At 70.3% G+C, this 19,838-nt stretch carries 25 protein-coding genes; 12 read left to right on the forward strand and 13 right to left on the reverse strand.

All coding sequences use genetic code 11. From position 1 onward, the window contains the following. From VKT83_17625 to VKT83_17645, 5 genes are all read left to right on the forward strand, one after another. Positions 1-726, forward strand: a 726-nt coding sequence (locus VKT83_17625) for a zinc permease (protein HLY24289.1), incomplete at its 5' end; no start/stop codon positions are given. Positions 727-890: 164 nt separating this feature from the next. Continuing rightward, the gene (locus tag VKT83_17630; protein HLY24290.1) at positions 891-1,382 is read left to right on the forward strand and encodes a CBS domain-containing protein; all 492 of its coding nucleotides are present in this window, start codon (positions 891-893) and stop codon (positions 1,380-1,382) included. After that, positions 1,379-1,558, forward strand: coding sequence for a hypothetical protein (locus VKT83_17635; protein ID HLY24291.1), 180 nt, complete (start codon positions 1,379-1,381; stop codon positions 1,556-1,558). The genes VKT83_17630 and VKT83_17635 overlap by 4 nt, the downstream gene beginning before the upstream one ends. 18 nt (positions 1,559-1,576) lie before the next feature. Continuing rightward, positions 1,577-2,014, forward strand: coding sequence for a universal stress protein (locus VKT83_17640; protein HLY24292.1), 438 nt, complete (start codon positions 1,577-1,579; stop codon positions 2,012-2,014). A gap of 13 nt (positions 2,015-2,027) precedes the next feature. After that, positions 2,028-2,318, forward strand: coding sequence for a glycoside hydrolase family 13 (locus tag VKT83_17645; protein ID HLY24293.1), 291 nt, complete (start codon positions 2,028-2,030; stop codon positions 2,316-2,318). A 195-nt stretch (positions 2,319-2,513) separates the two neighbouring features. Here the strand turns inward: VKT83_17645 and VKT83_17650 are convergent, their stop codons facing one another. Next, on the reverse strand, positions 2,514-3,209 hold the full coding sequence (locus VKT83_17650) for a thioredoxin domain-containing protein (GenBank protein HLY24294.1): 696 nt from the start codon (positions 3,207-3,209) through the stop codon (positions 2,514-2,516). Between the two features lie 65 nt (positions 3,210-3,274). Between VKT83_17650 and VKT83_17655 the strand changes: the two genes are divergently transcribed. From VKT83_17655 to VKT83_17685, 7 genes are all read left to right on the forward strand, one after another. After that, entirely contained in the window at positions 3,275-3,733 is a 459-nt protein-coding gene (locus VKT83_17655) for a vitamin K epoxide reductase family protein (protein ID HLY24295.1), read from the forward strand. Between the two features lie 90 nt (positions 3,734-3,823). Continuing rightward, positions 3,824-5,530 carry a formate--tetrahydrofolate ligase gene (locus VKT83_17660; protein ID HLY24296.1) on the forward strand — a complete coding sequence of 569 codons (1,707 nt, stop codon included), beginning with the start codon at positions 3,824-3,826 and terminating at the stop codon, positions 5,528-5,530. Between the two features lie 120 nt (positions 5,531-5,650). Then, positions 5,651-7,957, forward strand: a complete 2,307-nt coding sequence (locus tag VKT83_17665) for an NADP-dependent malic enzyme (GenBank protein HLY24297.1) — start codon at positions 5,651-5,653, stop codon at positions 7,955-7,957. Between the two features lie 217 nt (positions 7,958-8,174). Beyond that, entirely contained in the window at positions 8,175-8,627 is a 453-nt protein-coding gene (locus tag VKT83_17670) for a DsrE/DsrF/DrsH-like family protein (protein HLY24298.1), read from the forward strand. Positions 8,628-8,636: 9 nt separating this feature from the next. Further along, on the forward strand, positions 8,637-8,900 hold the full coding sequence (locus VKT83_17675) for a sulfurtransferase TusA family protein (protein ID HLY24299.1): 264 nt from the start codon (positions 8,637-8,639) through the stop codon (positions 8,898-8,900). Between the two features lie 9 nt (positions 8,901-8,909). Next, positions 8,910-10,112, forward strand: a complete 1,203-nt coding sequence (locus tag VKT83_17680) for an FAD/NAD(P)-binding oxidoreductase (protein ID HLY24300.1) — start codon at positions 8,910-8,912, stop codon at positions 10,110-10,112. Positions 10,113-10,181: 69 nt separating this feature from the next. Further along, a complete protein-coding gene (locus VKT83_17685; GenBank protein HLY24301.1) occupies positions 10,182-10,469 on the forward strand; it encodes a metal-sensitive transcriptional regulator in 288 nt (95 codons plus the stop codon). A gap of 37 nt (positions 10,470-10,506) precedes the next feature. Here VKT83_17685 and VKT83_17690 read toward each other — a convergent pair whose 3' ends face one another. The 12 genes from VKT83_17690 to VKT83_17745 all read right to left on the reverse strand — a co-directional run. Next, entirely contained in the window at positions 10,507-11,490 is a 984-nt protein-coding gene (locus tag VKT83_17690) for a DMT family transporter (protein HLY24302.1), read from the reverse strand. Continuing rightward, positions 11,487-12,233, reverse strand: coding sequence for a hydrogenase nickel incorporation protein HypB (gene hypB, locus VKT83_17695; protein HLY24303.1), 747 nt, complete (start codon positions 12,231-12,233; stop codon positions 11,487-11,489). The genes VKT83_17690 and hypB overlap by 4 nt, the downstream gene beginning before the upstream one ends. Next, the gene (locus tag VKT83_17700) at positions 12,214-12,579 is read right to left on the reverse strand and encodes a hydrogenase maturation nickel metallochaperone HypA (protein ID HLY24304.1); all 366 of its coding nucleotides are present in this window, start codon (positions 12,577-12,579) and stop codon (positions 12,214-12,216) included. Before VKT83_17700 ends, hypB begins: the two co-directional genes overlap by 20 nt. 5 nt (positions 12,580-12,584) lie before the next feature. Then, on the reverse strand, positions 12,585-13,346 hold the full coding sequence (locus VKT83_17705; protein HLY24305.1) for a DUF6390 family protein: 762 nt from the start codon (positions 13,344-13,346) through the stop codon (positions 12,585-12,587). Beyond that, the gene (locus VKT83_17710) at positions 13,343-13,615 is read right to left on the reverse strand and encodes a HypC/HybG/HupF family hydrogenase formation chaperone (protein ID HLY24306.1); all 273 of its coding nucleotides are present in this window, start codon (positions 13,613-13,615) and stop codon (positions 13,343-13,345) included. Before VKT83_17710 ends, VKT83_17705 begins: the two co-directional genes overlap by 4 nt. Further along, positions 13,593-14,141 carry a hydrogenase maturation protease gene (locus tag VKT83_17715; GenBank protein ID HLY24307.1) on the reverse strand — a complete coding sequence of 183 codons (549 nt, stop codon included), beginning with the start codon at positions 14,139-14,141 and terminating at the stop codon, positions 13,593-13,595. The genes VKT83_17710 and VKT83_17715 overlap by 23 nt, the downstream gene beginning before the upstream one ends. A 7-nt stretch (positions 14,142-14,148) precedes the next feature. Beyond that, on the reverse strand, positions 14,149-15,450 hold the full coding sequence (locus VKT83_17720) for a Ni/Fe hydrogenase subunit alpha (protein ID HLY24308.1): 1,302 nt from the start codon (positions 15,448-15,450) through the stop codon (positions 14,149-14,151). Further along, positions 15,431-16,318 (reverse strand): oxidoreductase, encoded by an 888-nt coding sequence (locus VKT83_17725; GenBank protein HLY24309.1) that lies wholly within the window; start codon positions 16,316-16,318, stop codon positions 15,431-15,433. The genes VKT83_17720 and VKT83_17725 overlap by 20 nt, the downstream gene beginning before the upstream one ends. Further along, positions 16,318-17,154 carry an FAD/NAD(P)-binding protein gene (locus tag VKT83_17730; protein ID HLY24310.1) on the reverse strand — a complete coding sequence of 279 codons (837 nt, stop codon included), beginning with the start codon at positions 17,152-17,154 and terminating at the stop codon, positions 16,318-16,320. Before VKT83_17730 ends, VKT83_17725 begins: the two co-directional genes overlap by 1 nt. Before the next feature lie 43 nt (positions 17,155-17,197). Then, a complete protein-coding gene (locus tag VKT83_17735; GenBank protein HLY24311.1) occupies positions 17,198-17,659 on the reverse strand; it encodes a cyclic nucleotide-binding domain-containing protein in 462 nt (153 codons plus the stop codon). Continuing rightward, complete coding sequence (locus VKT83_17740; GenBank protein ID HLY24312.1) at positions 17,652-18,854, reverse strand: 4Fe-4S dicluster domain-containing protein; 1,203 nt, start codon at positions 18,852-18,854, stop codon at positions 17,652-17,654. Before VKT83_17740 ends, VKT83_17735 begins: the two co-directional genes overlap by 8 nt. Positions 18,855-18,859: 5 nt before the next feature. Next, positions 18,860-19,838: NAD(P)(+) transhydrogenase (Re/Si-specific) subunit beta (locus tag VKT83_17745; GenBank protein ID HLY24313.1), on the reverse strand; the 979-nt coding region annotated here is incomplete at its 5' end.

Raw genomic sequence — 19,838 nt, forward strand, 5'->3', positions numbered from 1 at the left:
CTGCCGGTCGCCCGGCTGGGGCCGCGGACGAAGACGCTCCAAAATCTGTTGAACGCCGTCGCAATCGGGGTGCTGCTCTTCCTCGTGTGGGACATTCTCTCGAAGGCCCAGGAGCCGATCAACGGGGCGCTCAAGGCCGCCATGAAATCAGGCCACTGGGGCGCCTTCGCCCTGCTAGTGCTCATGCTCGTGCTCGGACTGGTCTTCGGCCTCGTGGGCCTGGTCACGTTCGCAAGCGTCGCCGGCCGGCGGGCGTCTCCGCGGCTGCCGGGCCCCTATCAACTGACGCTCTTGGTCGCGACGGGGCTCGGCCTCCACAATTTTTCTGAAGGCCTCGCCATCGGCCAAGCCGCCTCCACGGGAGCGATCGGGTTCGCGCTGGTGCTCATCATCGGATTTGGGCTCCACAACGTCACGGAGGGGTTCGCGGTCGCGGCGCCGGTGGCCGCCGCCGGCGAAGTGCCGTCCTGGTCGTTTTTGGGCGCGGCCGGCCTGATCGGCGGCGGGCCCACGTTTCTCGGCACGCTCATCGGCTACCGCGTCAACTCGCCCCAGGCGTTTGTCCTCTTTCTCGCGCTGGCGGCCGGCGCGCTCTTTTACGTGATCGGCGAGATGTACGCGGTCGGCCGCCGGTTTCAGCAGCCTCCTGTCGCGGCCTGGGGCATTATCATGGGTTTCCTCGCCGCGTACGCGACAGATTTGATTTTGACGATCGGCGGCGCCTAAGCCCACACGCTTCTCGCCCGGCCCGCGGCAGCTTCCTTCCGGCCACCCGCGTCCATCGGCGGACCGCCCGAACACAGAATCAGGTCCAGGTCGGATCGTCGCCCCGGACGGTCGATGGTACCCTGGTGGTGACTGAACACGACCTGGGGCGAGGGGTGGCAGATATGGCGCAGGTCGCACGCGACATCATGAGCCGGGACGTCGTTTCGCTGTCGCCGGGGATGTCGATCGCCGACGCGGCGGATGCGCTGCTCCACTACCGCATTCACGGCGCGCCGGTCGTCGACGGGACCGGCCAGCTGGTCGGCATGGTCAGTTTCACCGATCTCTCCGCCCGCCACGGCGGCACGATCCGCGACGTCATGACCGCCGACTCGGTCTCCGTCTCCGAAGATACACCGGTCGACGAAATCGCGGCGCTGATGCTCGACCAGATGGTGCGCCGCGTGCCCGTCGTCGGCGGCGGACGGGTCACCGGCATCGTGAGCGCGAGCGACATCATCCAGGTGTTCTTGAACCTGCACGAACCGCGCCGGACAGGCGCGGAGACGGCAGCGCCGAGGACCGCCGGGACACCGAAGCGGGGAGTGCCCCGCCGCGGGGCGCCTCGTGCGAAGCGATCGGGGCGCATGCTCACACGAGGTGATCGCAGATGATGGGCCTGTACGAAATTGGACCGAGTCCGGTATGGGGCGCGGTGCTCATGGGCTGGATCGGGATGCTCGTAGTCGCCGTGGCGGTTCTCGCAGGGATCGTGCTGGCTGCACGGGCCGCGGCGCGCCGGTCGTCGGAGGCGCCCGCACCGGTTTTCCCGAAGCGGTACGCCGCCTAGCGTGAGAGGAGTCGGGAGATGATGCGGATCTTGGTGGCCACGGACGGGTCGCCGCACGCGAAGCGCGCGGCCGCACTCGCGGCGCGCCTCGTGCGCGAGCTGCAGAAGGCGGAAATCGTGCTGGTCAATACCGGTCACATTCCGGCGATCGCGCTCGGCGGGCCGGGCGCCGACATGATGGTCGACTACAGCGTGCTGGAAGAAGGCTTCGAGAAGGCCGGGCAGGCGATTCTCGAGCAGACGGCAGAGGTGTTCCACGGTGTCGACGCGCCCGTGACGAAGCAGTACCGGCGGGGCGAGCCGTCGCACGAGATCCTCGCGGCCGCGGCCGAGGCGAAGGCCGACATGATCATTATGGGCAGCCGCGGTCTCGGGCAGATCGGCGGCCTGATCCTCGGGAGCGTGAGTGAGCGCGTGCTGCACGGGGCGCACATTCCCGTGCTGATTGTCCGGTAGCGCGGGCATTCCGATGATGCCGGTACTCGACCGGCCGCTGCGTCACGTGGTGTTCCGCATCGACGGACGGCGGATCCCCGGAGCCCGGTCGGTGGCGCTCGTGGGCTCGTTCAACCGGTGGGACTCGGCGGCGGAACTCCTCCGGCGCGACCCCGACGGCTGGTGGACGGCCGACGTCCTGCTTGTGCCCGGTGAATACGAGTATCTCTTCCTCGTCGACGGAATGCCGTGGAACGACCCGCTCGACGACGGCCGCATGGCGAACGCGTGGGGCGGGCACTATTCGCTGCGGGTGGTGGTCTGACGATGAAGCGGGCGATGATCACGGCACGGAAGGTCGCGGCGGAGCAGATCGTGCAACAGCTGCGGCACGGCCGGAAGCCATTCTACGGGGCCCGGGGAGCGGCGGGGCCCAAGGACTTCAAAGATCTCCGCGGCCCGAAGGGGGTCCTGCTGAAGGAAGCCGAGGACCTGGCGCTGGCGGAGGAGCAGGAGCGCCCTACTGTGAGCCGGCGAGCGCCCGCTCGACCATCATCGACAACTGCTCGACGGTAAGCGCGCCGGTCGCCTTCTGACCGTTTACGACAAATCCGGGCGTCGCCGTGATGCCGGTCCGCCGCGCTTCCTGTGTGCCCGTCTCGACGCCTGTCAGCGATCGAGGGTCGGCGAGACAGGCCCCGAACGTCGTACGGTCCATCCCCACGTCGCCGGCCCACCGCTCGAGGCGCGCCGTGTTGAACGTGCCGGTGTTCTCGCCTCCCTGGTGCTGATAGAGCACGGCGAAGTACTCCCAGAATTTCCCGCGCTGCTGCGCGCACCAGGCGGCGCGGCCCGCGAGCGTGGACTCCGGCCCGATAAACGCGAGGGTGTGCCAGATCATGCGCGCCTTGCCCGTGGCGACGTATGTGGCGATGATGCGCGGCTCCGTCTGCCGGACGAACTCGCCGCAATACGGGCACTGAAAGTCCCCGAACTCGTCGATCGTGACCTTGGCTTGCGGCGAACCGAGCATCGGCTCGCCGGTCGGACTGGCACCCTGCGGGACGCCGGCGGGGACCAGCGCCTCGGGCGCGCGGGTGGCGGACCGGTTGGCGAGAAAAAAGATGGCGGCGGCGGCAATGACGATCGCGACGGCGGTACCGGCGATCCAGAGCCACGGACGCGCCCGGCGGTGCGGCGCCGACGGCCTGCCCACGTGCGGGGGAGATGGGCGCGTCGAAGATGGTCCGGGAGTCATGCCGAAGGGAGTATAGCACTAGGATGCGGAACCGGCCCGGAGTGAACGAGGGCGCCCTCCGGCGGTGGATCGCCATGACCGGGATGGCCCTGGCGGGTCTCGCCGATGCGCTCTACTTGACGTGGTATCATTACGATCCGGCGGTGCGCGTCTGCATCGCCACGGGCGGCTGCGAGACGGTAAACGGCAGCCGCTTCGCCATGCTCGGGGATGTGCCGGTGGCCGTCATCGGCGCGGCCGGGTATCTGCTCATCGTCGCCGCGCTCGCGACCCGGCGGTGGGGCCCGCCGGAGTTGCGGCGCACGGCGGGCTACGCCGCGTACGCGCTCGCGGCGGCCGGCACGGCCTTCGCGCTCTATCTGACCGCGGTTGAAGCGTTCATCCTGCACGCGTACTGCACGTGGTGCCTCGTCTCCGCCGCCCTGGTGACGGCGGTGTGTATCGTGGCCACGGTCGATCTCGCCGCCTCAGACCGCGCCTGAGCAAAACCGGTCGCCGCTCCACGCCCAAATACGACCTACGCCCGATGAAATCCGCTCCGATCTGGCGGAACATGGGGGTGGAGGTGTTTTATGCAGCGCACCGTCGCTCTGTTGCCGAGTCCGACCGGGGAGCTTCGCGACATCCGCGAGGTGGCGGCGTCGATCGGCCTCGCCGAACGTGATCTCGATCTCCACGGGCGCCACCGCGCGAAGATCGCCCGCGACACGGTCGAGGCGGCGTGCGGGACGCGCGTCGGTCATCCGCGCGGCAAGTACGTGCTCGTCTCGGCCATCACCCCCACGCCGCTCGGCGAGGGGAAGACCGTTACCGCGATCGGGCTGTCCATGGGGCTCTGGCGGCGCGGCCGGACCGCGGCGGTGGCGATCCGGGAGTCGACGCTCGGTCCGACGCTCGGCGTGAAGGGCGGCGGGGCGGGGGGCGGCGCATCGCACATCGTGCCGCTCGACGAGTGCCTGCTCGGCCTCGGCGGCGACGCGCACGCTGTCGCGAACGCCAACAACCTGCTGGCCGCCTTCATCGACGACGTGTTGATGCGCCGCTCGATCCCGATCGATCCGTTTACCGTGCAGTGGCGCCGTGTGGGCGACATCTCCGATCGGGCGCTGCGCCGCATCGTGACCGGGCTCGGCGGGCACGCCAACGGCGTCCCGCGCGAGACGGGCTTCGACATCACCGCGGCGAGCGAGGTCATGGCGCTTCTCGCCCTCAGCCTGGACGGCCGGGATCTCCGGGCGCGGCTCGGCAAGATCGTGGCGGGATTCGACGGCGACCGGCCGGTCCTGGCCGAAGAACTCCGCTGCGCCGGGGCGATGGCCGCGCTGCTCCGCGAGGCGATGCAGCCCAACCTGATGCAGACCGTGGAAGGCACGCCCGCGTTCATCCATACCGGCCCGTTCGGTAACATCTCGCACGGGAACTCGTCGATCATCGCGGATCTGGTCGCGCTGCCGCGGGTCGAGTACCTCGTCACCGAGGCGGGCTTCGGGGCGGACATGGGCGCGGAGAAGTTCTTCGATATCAAGTGCCGCGCATCGGGCCTCGCGCCGGACGCCGCCGTGCTGGTCGCGACCGTGCCCGGTATTAAGAGCCACTCCGGACGGTACCGGCTGGCCGAGGGCCGCGCCGTCCCCGCGGACCTCTGGCGGGAAAACGTGCCGGACCTCGAGACCGGGGCGGCCAACCTGACCCGTCAGATTCGCAATCTCCGCGCCTTCGGCGTGCCCGTCGTGGTGGCCGTCAATCGCTACGAGACGGATTCGCCGGCGGAGCTGCGGGCGGTCCGGTCGCTGGCGGCGGATGCGGGTGCGGCGGCCGTCGCCGAGCACTGGGGGTTCGCGCAGGGAGGGGCCGGATGCGTCGGTCTCGCCAACGCGGTCGAGGAGGCCTGCCGGTTCGGCGCCGCCGTTCGGCCGCTGTACCGCCTCGAGGAGAGCCCGGAAGCGAAGATCATGACGCTCGCCACCCGGCTCTACGGCGCGGCCGACGTCTCCTTCGCGCCGGAGGCCCGGCGCGACCTGGAGCGCTACATCAAAGCCGGATACGGCGGCCTGCCCGTCTGCATCGCGAAGACGCACCTCTCGCTGTCGCACGATCCGGCGCTCAAAGGCGCGCCGAGCGGATACACGTTTCCCATTCGGGGCGTGCGGCTCGCGGCGGGAGCGGGGTACCTTTACGCGCTGGCGGGCGACATCATGACGATGCCGGGCCAGCCGAGCCACCCGCACGCGGCGCAGATCGATGTGGACGCGGCGGGCCGCGTAACGGGCCTCGTCTGACCGTCGGGCGGGCATCGGGCGCGGAACCCACGCGCAATCGTCTGTCCGCCGGATATATCGCCGGCGCGAAGACCGGCATACTTCGTGTTAGAATCGCTCGACTCTCCCGGGGGGATAATCATGCCGATTTCTCGTGAAGATGCACTCGAGTATCATCGCACGGGCCGCGCGGGGAAGATCGCCATCGCCGTGACCAAACCCTGTGCCACCCAGCGCGACCTGTCGCTGGCGTATACGCCGGGCGTCGCCGAGCCCGTCCGCGACATTCACGCGGATCCCCTCGAGGCGTTCGCGTACACGGCGAAGGGCAATCTGGTCGCGGTGCTCACCAACGGCACCGCCGTCCTGGGGCTGGGCAATATGGGGCCGGCGGCCGCGAAGCCGGTCATGGAAGGGAAGGCGCTCCTGTTCAAGCGGTTCGCCGACGTCGACGCGTTCGATCTCGAGATCGACGCGACGGACCCCGAGGAAATTGTGCGCGTCGGGCGGGCACTGGCGCCGACCTTCGGCGGCATCAACCTCGAGGACATCAGGGCGCCGGAGTGCTTCCTCGTCGAGGAGCGGCTCAAGCAACTGGTGGATATTCCTGTGTTTCACGACGACCAGCACGGCACGGCGATCATCACGGCCGCCGGACTGCTCAACGCCTTGGACCTGGCCGGGAAGCGCATCGAGCAGGTCCGCACGGTGATCAGCGGCGCCGGCGCCGCGGCGATCGCGTCGGCCGAGTTCTTCGTCAGACTTGGGATGCGCCGGGACCACATCCTGTTGGTCGATACAAAAGGGGTCGTCTACGCCGGGCGCACCGCGGGGATGAACCCCTACAAGCAGCGGCTGGCCGTCGAGACGCCGGCGCGCACGCTCGCGGATGCGCTGACCGGCGCGGACGTGTTTGTTGGGTTGTCGATCGCAGGCATCGTCAGCCGCGAAATGGTGCGGACGATGGCGGAGCGGCCGATTATCTTCGCGCTGGCCAACCCCGATCCGGAGATCACCTACGCGGACGCCCGCGCGGCGCGCCCGGACGCGATCGTCGCGAGCGGCCGCTCCGACGACCCGAACCAGGTCAACAACGTGCTGGGGTTCCCGTTCATCTTCAGAGGCGCGCTCGACGTCCGGGCGCGCGCGATTAACGACGAGATGAAGATCGCGGCGGCCCGCTCACTCGCCGCGCTGGCGAGGGAAGAAGTGCCGGACGCGGTGCTGCGGGCCTACGGGCTCGAGCAGCTGCGCTTCGGGCCCGACTACATCCTCCCGAAGCCGGTGGATCCGCGGGTGCCGCTGTGGGTGGCGCCCGCGGTCGCCGAGGCCGCGATGGCTTCGGGTGTCGCGCGCCGGACCGTGGACCTGGCCGTGTATCGCGACGAACTCGCCCGGCGCCTGACGCGGGGCTGGGAGATCATGAGCGTTGTGGTGCGCAAGGCCCAGGCCTCGCCCCGGCGCGTCGTGTTCTCCGAGGGCGAGGAGCCGAAGGTCATCCGTGCCGCGGCGGCGCTCTCCCGGCAGGGGATCGCGCATCCCATTCTCCTCGGCCGGGAGGATGTAATCCGCAGGCGGATGCAGGAGCTCGGCATCTCTATTCAGGCCGGCATCGTCACTCCCGAAGAGTCGCCGACCCTCTCGGACTACGCGGCCGCGCTGTACGAAACGCGCCGCCGGAAAGGGATCACGCTGCGAGAGGCCGCGGCGCTGATGCTACAGCCCAACTACTTCGGAGCGATGATGGTTCGCGCCGGCGATGCCGACGCGTTTGTCGCCGGCCTCACCTACCACTACCCTGACGTGATCCGGCCGGCCCTCCACGTCATCGGCCCGGCACGCGGCGTCTCCCGGGTCGCGGGGTTGTATCTCCTCACGCTGGGGGGCCGTCCGTATCTGCTCGCCGACCCGACGGTCAACGTCGATCCGACCGCCGAAGAGCTGGCCGACATCGCCATCATGGCCGCGGAGAAGGCGGGCGAGTTCAACATCACCCCGCGTATCGCGATGTTGTCGTTCTCGAACTTCGGCTCGACGCGCCACTCCCGGTCGGCCAAGATGGCGGAAGCGACCGCGCTGGTGAAGGCCCGGCGGCCCGACTTGATGGTCGACGGGGAGATCATGGCCGACGTGGCCGTGTCGCCGGAGCTGCGCGGGGCGGACTACCCGTTCTCGACGCTGGTGGGGGAAGCCAACGTCCTGATCTTCCCCAGCCTGGAGGCCGCCAACACCGCCTACAAGCTCCTCCAGCACCTCGGAGGCGCGACCGCGGTCGGCCCAGTCTTGATGGGGATGGCGAAACCCGTGCACGTGCTGAGCCGCGGCGCGGAAGTTGCGGACATCGTTGACATCGCGACGATCGCCGTCGTGGATGCTCAAAACCTCGCGCAACTGTCCGAGCTCTCCCGCGCGATAGCCTCGACCCGGACGGCGCCGGCGCCGGCCTAAGATCCGCCGCCGCGCGTCACGCACCTCCGAAGCACGTGTGGGTGGCCGCGGCTCTCCAAGAGCCGCGGCCACCCGCGGTACGTCCTGACGCGGTCCCCGCGCTCTCCGCCGAATGCCCGACCCCCAATAGGATGGCCGCCCGATGTTAATACCCTAGGGGGTAGCGTATGTTCAGGAGTGGCAAGGCTTGGAGACGTCGCGACAGGAGGCGGGTGCGATGAGTAAGACGATGGACGTTCCGTCGAAGCAAGATACGGGAAGCGTGGCGACCGGCAAGCTCTCGATCATCATGTTCAGCGGGACCGCCGATAAGTTCATTCCGCTCGGCGTGCTCGCACAGGGCGCGGCAGCGATGGAGATGCAGGTGAACGTGTTCGTGACGGGCTTCGGCCTGCTCGGCTTCACAAAGACGCCCCACGACCTGCCGTTCCCGCCGGAGTTTGCGGCGATGGCGCCGGGCCTCGCCCAGGGCATGAAGGCCGCCCGCGTACAGCCGTGGGACGCGATGCTGCGCCAGGCCAAAGAATTGGGCGCGAAAGTCTATGCGTGCTCGATGATGGCCGAGGTCATGGGACTCAAGAAGAGCGACTTCAACGATCTCGTGGACGACGTCGTCGGCGCCGCGACCTTCCTCCAGGCGGCCGAGGGCGGCCAGACGCTGTTCATCTGAGGTGCGGATATGGACGGGAGCACAGTAGCGAACACGGCCGCGGCGACGCGGACGCTGGTAGATTCCCGGGGGTCGTCGTGTCCCGGACCGATCACCGACCTGGCGATCGCCTACCGCCGCTCGAAGGTCGGCGATGTCATCGAACTGTGGGCCACCGACCCGGGCGTGAAGCCGGACGTTCAGGCGTGGGCCGCCAAGACGCGGAACGAGATCGTGTCGATCGAGGACCAGGCGGACAAGATCGTCACCATCGTCAAGATTCTGCGCCGGTGAGGTGAGCGTATGAAGCGCGTCCTGATCGTCGGCGGCGGCTCGGGCGCCACGATGCTGGCCAACATGCTGGATCGGCGGCGCTTCGAGACCATTGTCCTGAGCAAGTCGCCGGAGCATATGTTCCAGCCGGCGCTGCTCTACGTCGCGTTCAAGAACGCCAACCCGCGCATCATTCGCGACGAGCGGCGCCTCCTGGCGCGTCACGTCCGGTTCATCCAGGAACCGGTGACGCGCATCGATCTCGGGGCGCGCCTGGTCACCACCGGCGCCGGGAGTGTCTACGATTACGACGCCCTCGTCGTGGCCACCGGCGTGACGACCGACCCGGAGCAGATTCCGGGCCTCGCGGACGTCAACGAGCAGTTCGGCAACTACCACAGCAACGTCGCCTGGGCGCAGAAGGTCTGGGCCGGCCTCGACGCTTTCCGCGGCGGGACGATCGTGCTGGGACAGACGTCCCCGGTCATCAAGTGCCCGCCGTCGCCCGTGGAAGGGATGCTCTTGACCGAGGAGCTGCTGCACCGGCGCGGCCTGCGCGATCGCACGCGCCTCGTCTTCATCTCGCCCTACCCGCGGGCGTATCCGGCCGAGCCCATGAACGCCATCGTCGAGCCGATCATGCGCGCGCGCGGCATCGAGATCATGCCGTTCTTCGACGTAGACCGGATCGATCCGGCGGCCCGCACGATCTACTCCATCGAGGGCGAGGAGATTCAGTACGACCTGCCCATCCTCATCCCGCCCTTCGTCGGCGCCGACATCGCCTACGAACCCGCCGGCGTGGTCGACGCGAACCGCTTCGTCGTCACCGACAAGCAGACGCTCCGCATCAAAGGCTTCGACAACGCCTTTGCCATCGGCGATGCGACGAACCTGCCGACCTCCAAGGCCGGCGTCGGCGCGCACCTCGAGGCGAAGGTGGTGGCGGCCCTCCTGAGCGGAGCCCCGGCGCAGTTCCGCGGCCGGACGCACTGCGCGGTAGACCTCGCGTACGGCATGGGGACGTTCGTCATTGGGTCGTATGCCTCGCCGGTCCTCAACGTCCCGCCGAACCGTCTCAACCACGCGATGAAGATGATGATGGCCCACATGTACTGGCTCAGCCTGCGGGGATGGCTGGAGCCGGTCTTCGATTGGTACTTCGCGCGCACGGATCCCGACAAGCGGCTCCGGGCCGCGGCCCGCAGCGACGAGGCCCGACCGGCGGCGTAACGCCTACCGAGCCCCGTCAGTGGGGGGAGTCTCATGACGATGGCCTCAACGGAATCAGAGGAGGCGACGATGCCGCCGCGGGTGGATGATGAGCTGCGCGAGGAGCACGAGGCGCTGCTGGCGCGGCTGCGCCGCGTCGAGGGGCAGATTCGCGGCCTCCAGCGCCTGCTGGAGGAAGGGGCGTCCTGTGAGACGGTGGCGCACCAGCTCTTCGCGGCGAAATCGGCCCTGGAGAAGGTCGGGGTTCGCCTCCTCGTGACGAACATGCGGAGGTGTCTGGCCCGCGAGGTCGCGGGGGACGCGACGGCCAGGCGCGCCCTTGACCGCCTCGCGGAGACCTTTGCCCGGCTCGCGTGAAGACCCGGTGACGGACGCCCTCGAGTTTCCGGAGGCGTCACCGAGACGGGGAGGCGCCGCGGAGAACCCTCGCATATCGCGTTGACGAGGGCGCCCGCTCTCGCCCTTGCGCGCTCCGGCTCTCCTCGGCGTGTCCCAGCGCGTAGACCGTCAGCGCCGCCGCCAGGACCGTTCCCATGCCGAGCAGCTGCGACGGAGGGATCGGTGCGTGGCGCGTCGCCGCCACTACCGCCACGGTCACGATCGGCGCCGCGGCCGAGACGGCTGTGACGCCCGTGGCGGACGCGTGGTGGAGGCCCGCGACCGCCGTGAGCGTGAACGCGAGCAAGAGCAGGCCTGTGACGAGCACAAAGCCCCACTGCACCGCGGAGAGGCGCGCGATCGCGCCGAGCCCGCCCGCCGCCGCGACGTAGGCGAACAGCAGCACGGCGCCGAGGGCCATCTTGACCGCGACGACCGCCGCGATGGAGACGGTGCGCAGCGCGATCTTGATCAGCACGGCGCCGGCGGCGAACAAGAGCGTGCTGGCCGCCAGCAGCGGGACGCCGCCGTCCAGGCGGACGTCGTGGATCCGGACACCGAGCGTCAGCCCGGCCGCCAACACCGCCAGCGCGACGGGTACGGTGCGGGGGAAGCGCTCCCCCAGAAACAACGCCGCGAGCGCCGCCACGACCAAGAATTGGGTGTGTCCGATCACCGCGGCCGTCGTCGCCGTGCTGATCTGCCGTCCCCGAAAGTCCACGCCGTACGCGACGCTCCCGGCGACCAGGGCGATTGCGACGAGCAGGCCCCACTGGCCTCGGGTGAGCCGCGCCAGCTCCTCGCGGCGGGACCGGCTCACGATAAACGGCAGCACGACGGCGACCGCGACGACGCCGTTCTTCAGCGCCGTGTACAGCGTCGAGTCCGCGAACATCCGCACGCCGAGGCTGTTCAAGAAGACCGCGAACCCGCTGATCAGGGCGTTGAGGGCCGCGAACTGATACCCGAGCCGCGGGTTGCGACCGCCGGCGGCCGTCACACCGGCGCCGCCGGCGCATTCCGCCGGCCGACAGGCGGCCGGCCACCATGTAATTCACGCCGGCCAGTCCCCACGGGGGGCGCCGCCGCGCGTTTCTCGGCCGCCGCGGCATCGAGACGCGCCAGCCAGGCGGGCAGGCCTTCGCCCGATTTCGCCGACACGCGAAGCACGTCGAGTCCCGGGCGCACGGCATCGAGCTCCCTGCGTGCCAGCGCCTCGTCGTACCCGCACGCCTCCGCGAGGTCCGCTTTCGTGATCAGCGCGAGGTCGGCGCCGTGGAAGATCACGGGATACTTCAGCGGCTTGTCTTCCCCTTCGGCCACGGACAGCAGCACGACGCGCAGATCCTCGCCGAGGTCGTAGGACGCGGGGCAGACGAGGTTTCCGACGTTTTCGATGAAGAGGAAATCGAGCGACGTAAGATCCCACCCCTTGAGGGCCTGCTCGACCATCGCGGCGTCCAGATGGCAGACCGTGCCGGTGGTGATCTGGCGGACCGGGGCGCCGCTCGTCCGGAGGCGGACCGCGTCGTTGTCGGTGGCGAGGTCGCCGACCAGGGCGGCGACGCGGGCGCCGAGGCGCCGCAGGGTCTCGCTCAGCAGCGCGGTCTTCCCGGCGCCGGGGCTCGAGACCAGGCCCACCACGCAGACGCCCGCCTCCGCGAACCGCGCGCGCAGGCGCGCGGCCAGCGCGTCGTTCTTGGCCAGCACGTTCCGGCGGACTTCAACGATCCGCGGCGGCAAGGTCGTCCACCTCCAGCGCCGTCAATTCGATCTCCCGTCCGTGCACAAGGTCGCCCGCCGGCGCGCCGCAGACGGGACAGAGGAAGCGGAGCGGTTCCGCGAGGACGCGTTCCGCGCGGCAGCCGGCACAGAAGACCGCGACCGGCACCCGCTCGACGATCAGGCGCGCGCCGTCCACCGGCGTGCCGCCGGCGGCCAGGTCGAACGAGAAGCGCAGCGCCTCTTCGACGACCCCGGACAGCGCTCCGAGGCGGACGTGCACCGCGTCGACCCGCGGGCCGCCGATCTCGGCGGCCCGCTCCGAAGCCATCTCGACGAGGCTCACGGCGATCGAGAGTTCGTGCACGGCGGCTACCCGGGCCCCGCGGCGAGGACGGCGCCGCGCCGATCGCGGTTGGCCAGCGCGAGATGCAGGCGCGTGTAGTAGGCGAGATACCGGCGCTGCGCCGGCGTGAGCCGGTGGCACGCGCAGCCCCAGTGCACTGCGACCACGTCGCCGGGATGCGCGCCGTCCAGCAGTACCCTGCCGTCGAAGCGTCGGAACACGCCGCGCGGCTCCGAGGCGCCGAGGATCAACTCGCCGCCGGCGAGCGAGAGCGGCCGCCGCTCCACCAAAAGCGTGTCGCCGTGCTCCGCGACGACCGTGCCCCAGCTGATCCTGCACGCGTCCATCGTGGCGAGGTTGTGCGCTGTCTCCTGGTGGCCCGTCCGCACTGGCATGCTGAACACGTGGAAGTTGTGGTGCGGCCGGCCGCCGGACGGCGCCTGGCCGAGCACGGACCGCAGGAGGCGCGCCGGAAACCGCGCGCGGAACCGGTCCTCCAAGTGCCGGCGGAGGTCGGCCGCCTCGATGCCCGCGAGCAAACGGTTGCCGATCCAGTACGCTTCGATGACCCGCACGTCGAACGGATCGGCGATGCCGTTCGCCGCGGCGATGAACGAGTAGTAGGGGAAGGCGCCGGCGAAGCGCGACAGGATCTGCTCGAGTCCCCGGTCGCTGTGGCCGTCGGCGAGATACTCGAGCATCGTCCGGTTCTCTTCCGGGCCGCAGTAGCCCAGGCGGTTCGGCATGAAGCTGAACCGGGCGGCAAGCAGCGCGCCCTCGCGGCTCACGACGGCGCCTCCGCCGGGTCGTCCGCGCCGGCGAACTCGCCGCCGGCCGCCAGACTTTCCAATTCGTCGAGGAGACGCAGCGTCTCGGCCGCGTCGGCCTCGCTGATCCGCTCGATCGCGAGTCCCATGCTCACCAGGACCCAGTCCCCCGGCGCCGCGTCGAGCAGGCCCAGCGTGATGGTCCGGGGCGCCCCGCGGACGTCCACCCGCGCCGTGCGCGCGCCGGCGTCGACGATCTCGAGCACCCTACCCGGCAGGGCGAGGCACATCCGCGACCTCCTCGAGGCCGAGCCGCACGGCTTCGTCCACCGCGCCGGCCGCCTCCGGCGACAAGTCCGTCCCGGCGTCGAACCGCCGTCCCTCGATGCCGAAGATGACCAGGCGGCGCGGCAGGCGTCCGAGCGCGTCTCCGAGCGCGATCGCCTCCGCCACGCCGAGGCCGTGCGTCGAGCCGCCGAGGTTCCGGCCCGCGCCCAGCATCGCGGCCGCCTTCGCCGGCCCATGCCCCGTGCCGGCGGATTTGCCGCCGGCAGCGTTGTGGTGAAGACCGCCGTCCAGGCCCGCGTCCAGGCGGCGGACCGTCCCGGCGGCGGCTCCGGATCGCATCGCGTCGAGCACGATCACCGTGTCCACCCCGCGCCAGACGTCGAGGAGCGCTGTGCCGTCGCCGATCGCGTCGAGCAGCGCCACCGGCACTCCCGAGGCCGCGCCGATCCGCGCCGCGGCGGCGAGCCCGGCGCCGTCGTCTCCGCGGTCCCGGTTGCCCACACCGACGACGAGCACAGGCACGCGCACGGGAGGGTCATTCACGGTCGATGTGGAGCCGGAGGAAATGGGTGGCACAGGAGATGCACGGATCGTAGTTGCGGACCGCCTGCTCGCAGCGAAGCGTGAGCCGGTCGTCCGGGAGGGCGAGCGACTGCTGCACGACGTCGCGGAGGTCGGCCTCGATCTGCGCCTGATTCTGGGACGTCGGCGGCACGATCCGGGCGCTGACGATGCCGCCGCTCTCGTCGATCTCATAACGGTGATACAGAATGCCCCGCGGCGCCTCGGTGCACCCGTGCCCGGTCGCCCGGCGTGCCGGCACGTCCACGAACGGCCGCGGCGGCGCCTCGTACTGCCCGATCAACCGGAGCGCCTCGTCGCACGCGTAGACGACCTCGACCGCGCGCACGACGATGCTCCGGAACGGGTTGCGGCACACGGTACCCAGCCCGGCGTCGCGCGCGGCGGCCTTCGCCGTCGCGGAGAGCGCGTCGAAGTTGAGATTGTAGCGGGCGAGCGGTCCCACGAGATACGTCCGGCCGCGGAGGCGCGAGTGCAGGGCGTTCGAGTGCGCGACCTGCTCCTCGACGAAGTGGTCGGCGTACTCGGCGACGGCGACGTCGAGACCGCCGCTGCTGACGATGCGGCCGTCGTCGATCGGGTATTCCCCGGACCGCCGGAGGGCCACGAACTCGTAGGGCTGTTCGAAGTCGGGGAAGTCGAAGCCGGCCACCCAGCGCACGGTTTCCACCGCGTCGTCCCGGGCCTGCCTCAGGCGGTCCACCATCCCGTCCAGCTCCGTCCGGGACGGCGCGCGGTAGAACCCGCCCACGCGAACGTTGATCGGATGGACCTCGCGGCCGCCGACGAGGCGCATGAGCTCGTTGCCGGTGCGCTTGAGCGCGAGGCCGCGCTCCGCGACCTTCTGATGATCGCGGGCCATCTCGACGATGCTTCCGTACCCGAGGAAGTCGGGAGCGTGCAGCATGTAGATATGGAGCGCGTGGCTCTCGATCCACTCGCCGCAGTACAGCAGGCGGCGCAGGGCGCGGATCTGCCCGTCCACCCGCACGCCGCAGGCGTCCTCCATCGCCCGGCACGCGCTCATCTGATAGGCCACCGGGCAGATGCCGCAGATGCGCGCGGTGATGTCCGGCGCCTCCGTGTACGCCCGGCCGCGCAGGAAGGCTTCGAAGAAGCGCGGCGGCTCGTAGATGTCCAGGCGCACCTCGGTGACCCGGTTGCCCGCCGTGTGCACGTACAGCGCGCCCTCGCCCTCGACCCGGGCCAGGGCGTCCACTTTGATCGTGCGGCGCTTAACCGGCACGGGGGTCACGGGGGCTGCGCTCCGGCGCGCCCGGAGGGATGCCCAGCGCCTCGGCCGCCCTGCGGAATGGCTCCTTCTCGCCGTTGATCCCGCGGTAGGCCCGCGCGATCTCCGCGTCAGGCACGCCGAGATGCCGCCACCAGGCGGTGAGCGAATTCGTATTGGGACTCTCCATCGGGCCGTAGCAGCCGTAGCATCCGCGGTCGTAAGCGGGGCAGATCGCGCCGCACCCCGCGTGGGTGACGGGGCCGAGGCACGGCGTCCCGCGGGCCACCATGACGCAGACCGTGCCGCGCCGCTTGCACTCGACGCAGACGCTGTGGTTCCGGATGACGGGCGCCCGCCCGTGGAGATAGGCGCTCAAGACCTCGAGGAGCTGCGCCTTGTTGATTGGGCAGCCCTGGAGCTCGAAGTCGACCTTCACGTGCGCCGAGATCGGCGTGGACGTCGCGAGCGTCTTGATGTACTCGGGTTTGGCGTAGACGGCCCGGGTGAACTCCCGGACGTCCTGGAAGTTGCGCAGCGTCTGGATGCCCCCCGCGGTCGCGCAGGCGCCGATCGTGACGAGGAACCGCGAGTCCTCCCGCACGCGGCGGATCCGTTCCGCGTCGTGCGCGGTCGTGATCGAGCCTTCGACCAGCGACACGTCGTACGGCCCCCGAACGACGCCGCTCGACGCCTCCAGGAAGTAGGCGATGTCGACGCGGCCCGCGATGGCGAGCAACTCGTCTTCGCACGACAGCAGCGTCAGCTGGCACCCGTCGCAGGACGCGAACTTCCAGACCGCGAGCGTCGGCCGGCGCGGCCGCTCCGCGCCCGCCGGCGCCCGGGCGGCCGGGACTCGGCGTTTCGCCGGGGCACGACGTCGCGCGGCCATCAGAACTCCCGCACCCCGAGAAACGGCGCCAGGCGGTCGTAGCGGAACACCGGCCCGTCTTTGCAGACGAACGTGGGGCCGAACTGACAGTGGCCGCACAGCCCGATCGCGCACCGCATGTTGCGCTCCATGGATAGATAGATCTGCTCGGGAGCGAGTCCCCGGTGCCGGAGGTCGGCGATCGCGAAGCGCATCATGACCTCGGGCCCGCAGACAAGCGCGACTGCCCGGGACGCGTCGAACTCCGCGCGGGGCAGCAGCGTCCCCGCGACCCCGACGTGGCCCAGCCATGTGCCCGGCGGGGCCGCGTCGACGGTGACCTCGATCTGCGCGTCGAAGCGGCCGCGCCACCGCTCCAACTGGCGCGTATAGAGCAGGTCGGCCGGCGTGCGCGCCCCGTACAGCAGCACCACCTTGCCGTACCGATCGCGGCGCGCGAGCAGGTGGTAGATCGCGGGGCGGAGGGGGGCCAGCCCGATCCCGCCGGCCATGATGACCACGTCGTGCCCGGCGGCTTCGTCGACCGGCCAGGCGCTGCCGTAGGGACCCCGCACGCCGACGACGGCGCCGCGGCGCAGGCCGCGGAGCGCCCGCGTCACCGCTCCGACCGCGCGGACGGTGTGCACCAGGGCGTCCGGTTCGGCGGGATCGCCGCTGATCGAAATCGGGACCTCGCCGAGCCCGAACATGTAGAGCATGTTGAACTGTCCGGGGGCGAAACGTGGTCCCGCCGCGGACCCGGATGGGACGCGGTCGTGCGGCGGCTCGAGCTCAATGGTCACCGTGTCGTGCGTATCGCGCGACACGCGCCGCACGCGGTACGGCGCCGGCGCCATCGGATCCGGCGCGGGGGCCGGGGTGGGCGCGGCGCGACGCGCGTCAGACACGCGTGCCGTAGACATCGAGGAGTTGGAGACGGGTCGCCCGCAGGCGCTGCCCGATCACGCCGGCAAAGCGCTTCAGCAGCTCGTAGCCGAGGCGCGGATCCTCCTCGCACTTTCGCCGGATGCACGCGCCGTCGAACTGGGTCGCCCGGACGGGCTCGAGCGCCCGCGCGTCGCAGGACATGCGGTAGGGCGGCACCAGCCACGACCATCCCACGACGTCGCCGGCGCCGACCGTCAGCACCACGAGCGCCCCGCGCTCCGGCGAGTCGATCTCGAGCGCCACCCGTCCGTGGCGGAGCAGGTAGAAATGGTCGGCCGCGGCGCCCTCCCGGAAGACCATCTCGTTCGCGGCGTAGTGGACGTTCGAGCCGCATCCGGCGATGAGCGCGACGTCGTCGGGCCGCAACCCGCGGAAGAACGGATGATCGGCGAGCAGGTCTGAGAGATCACGCATCGTGGGGCTCCTTGGCGCCGTCGTGCCCCGGCGGGGCCGCGCCGCCCGGGGGCGGCGTCTCGCTCTCGCGGATCGCGCGGACTTCCTCCGTGATGTCGATGCCGACCGGGCACCAGGTGATGCAGCGTCCGCAGCCGACGCAGCCCGACGTGCCGAACTGATCGATCCACGATCCCAGCTTGTGCGTCATCCACTGCCGGTACCGCGACTTCGGGGAGTTCCGCACGTTGCCGCCGTGGATGTAGGAGAAGTCCATCGTGAAGCACGAGTCCCAGCGGCGCCAGCGTTCCGCGTGCTCGCCGGTGAGGTCGGTCGTGTCCTCGACCGAGCTGCAAAAACATGTGGGGCAGACCATCGTGCAGTTGGCGCAGGTGAGGCAGCGCGCGGCGACGTCGTCCCAGCGCGGGTGATCGAGGTTCCGGTACAGCAGGTCCTTGATGCCGGCCGTGTCCATCGTCCGGCCCATCTGGGCGGCCGCGCGGGCGACCGTGCGCTCGATCGTGTCCGCGGCGTCCGGCGGGCCGTCCGCGGCCGGGACCTCCCGGAGGACCTCCGCGCCCCGGTCCGTGCCGGTCTCGACGATGAACTCGTGGCGGCCGTCCTCGAGCACCTCCGTAAGCGCAAGATCGAATCCCGCCGTGACCCGGGGCCCGGTCTTCATCGACACGCAGAAACACGTCCCCCCGGCCTGGCCGCAGTTTACGGCCACGACGAACGCGCCGTCCCGAAGCGCCTTGTAGGTCGGGTCGACGTGCGGCCCTTCCAGGAAGACGCGGTCTTGGATCGCGATCGCGTGCAGGTCGCATCCGCGCACGCCGATGAACGCGTAGCGCGGTGCCGGCTCGCGAGTGCCGTCGATTTCGAAATCCCCGGGCCCCCGGCCGGCGACGCGGCGCGCCCGCCACAGGCGCGTGGCGGCCGGGAACAGAAAACGCTTCCACGAGTGCGGGCCGACGGGGTAGCCGAAGAGGGCCTGGTCATGTCGCCGCTCGACCCGGTAGGTGCCGCCGTCCTGGACGTCGGTCCAGCCGGCCGGGAGGTCGGCGGTGGAGGCGATCTCGTCGTAGACGATCGCCCCGTCGCGCAGCGTCGGGCCGACAAGCCGGTACCCGCGGCGGCGAAGGGCCTGGAGTAGCGCGTCCAAACCGTCGACCGTGAGCGCGCGAAACGTCTGGGGAGAGGGCGTTGCCGTCAAGGCCGTCACCGGTGGAACGCGGCTGCCTCCGGTCGCGGAGCGGGCGCCGCGCCGCGACCGGTCTCGGCGAGTTCCTTCGTGATCTCGCCGACGAAGGCCTTGGCGTCTCCGAACAGCATGAGCGTCTTGTCGAGGTAGTAAAGCTCGTTCTCGACCCCCGCGAATCCGGGCCGCATGCTCCGCTTGATCACCATCACCACGCCGGCCTTGTCCACGTCGAGGATCGGCATGCCGTAGATCGGGCTCGTCCGGTCGTGGCGGGCCGCGGGGTTCGTGATGTCGTTTGCGCCGACGACCAAGGCGACGTCCGCCTGCGCGAGTTCGGGGTTGGCGTCTTCCAGGCCGAGGAGCCGGTCGTACGGAATGTCGGCCTCGGCCAGCAGGACGTTCATGTGCCCGGGCATGCGGCCGGCCACGGGGTGGATCGCGAACTTGACGTCGACCCCGCGGTGGGTCAGCGCGTCGTAGAGCTCGCGCACCTGGTGCTGCGCCTGGGCGACCGCCATGCCGTACCCCGGCACCACGATGACCGACCGCGAGGCCGCCAGGATCGAGGCCGCCTCTTCCGGCGTCGCGCTGCGGACGGGCTTCTCCGGCGCAGCGGCGGCCGCGGCTTCTTGGACCTGACCGAATGCGCCGAACAGGACGTTGCTGAACGACCGGTTCATCGCCCGGCACATGATCACGGACAGGATGAAGCCCGATGAGCCGTCGAGGGCGCCGGCGATGATCAGGAGGTTGTTGTTGAGCACGAAGCCCATCGCCGCGGCCGACAGCCCGGCGTACGAGTTGAGCAGCGAGATCACGGTCGGCATGTCGGCCCCGCCGATCGGGATGATCAGCAGCACGCCGAAGACGAGTGCGAACACGATGATGACCGGGAACAGCATCGTGAGCCCGGGACGCGCGACGAGGAAGGCCGCGAGGGCGATCGTCACCGCCAGGAGCGACAGGTTCATCACGTTCTGCCCGCGGTAGGTGATC

Source organism: bacterium (assembly GCA_035308905.1).
In the GTDB taxonomy this organism is placed as follows: Bacteria; Sysuimicrobiota; Sysuimicrobiia; order Sysuimicrobiales; family Segetimicrobiaceae; genus DASSJF01.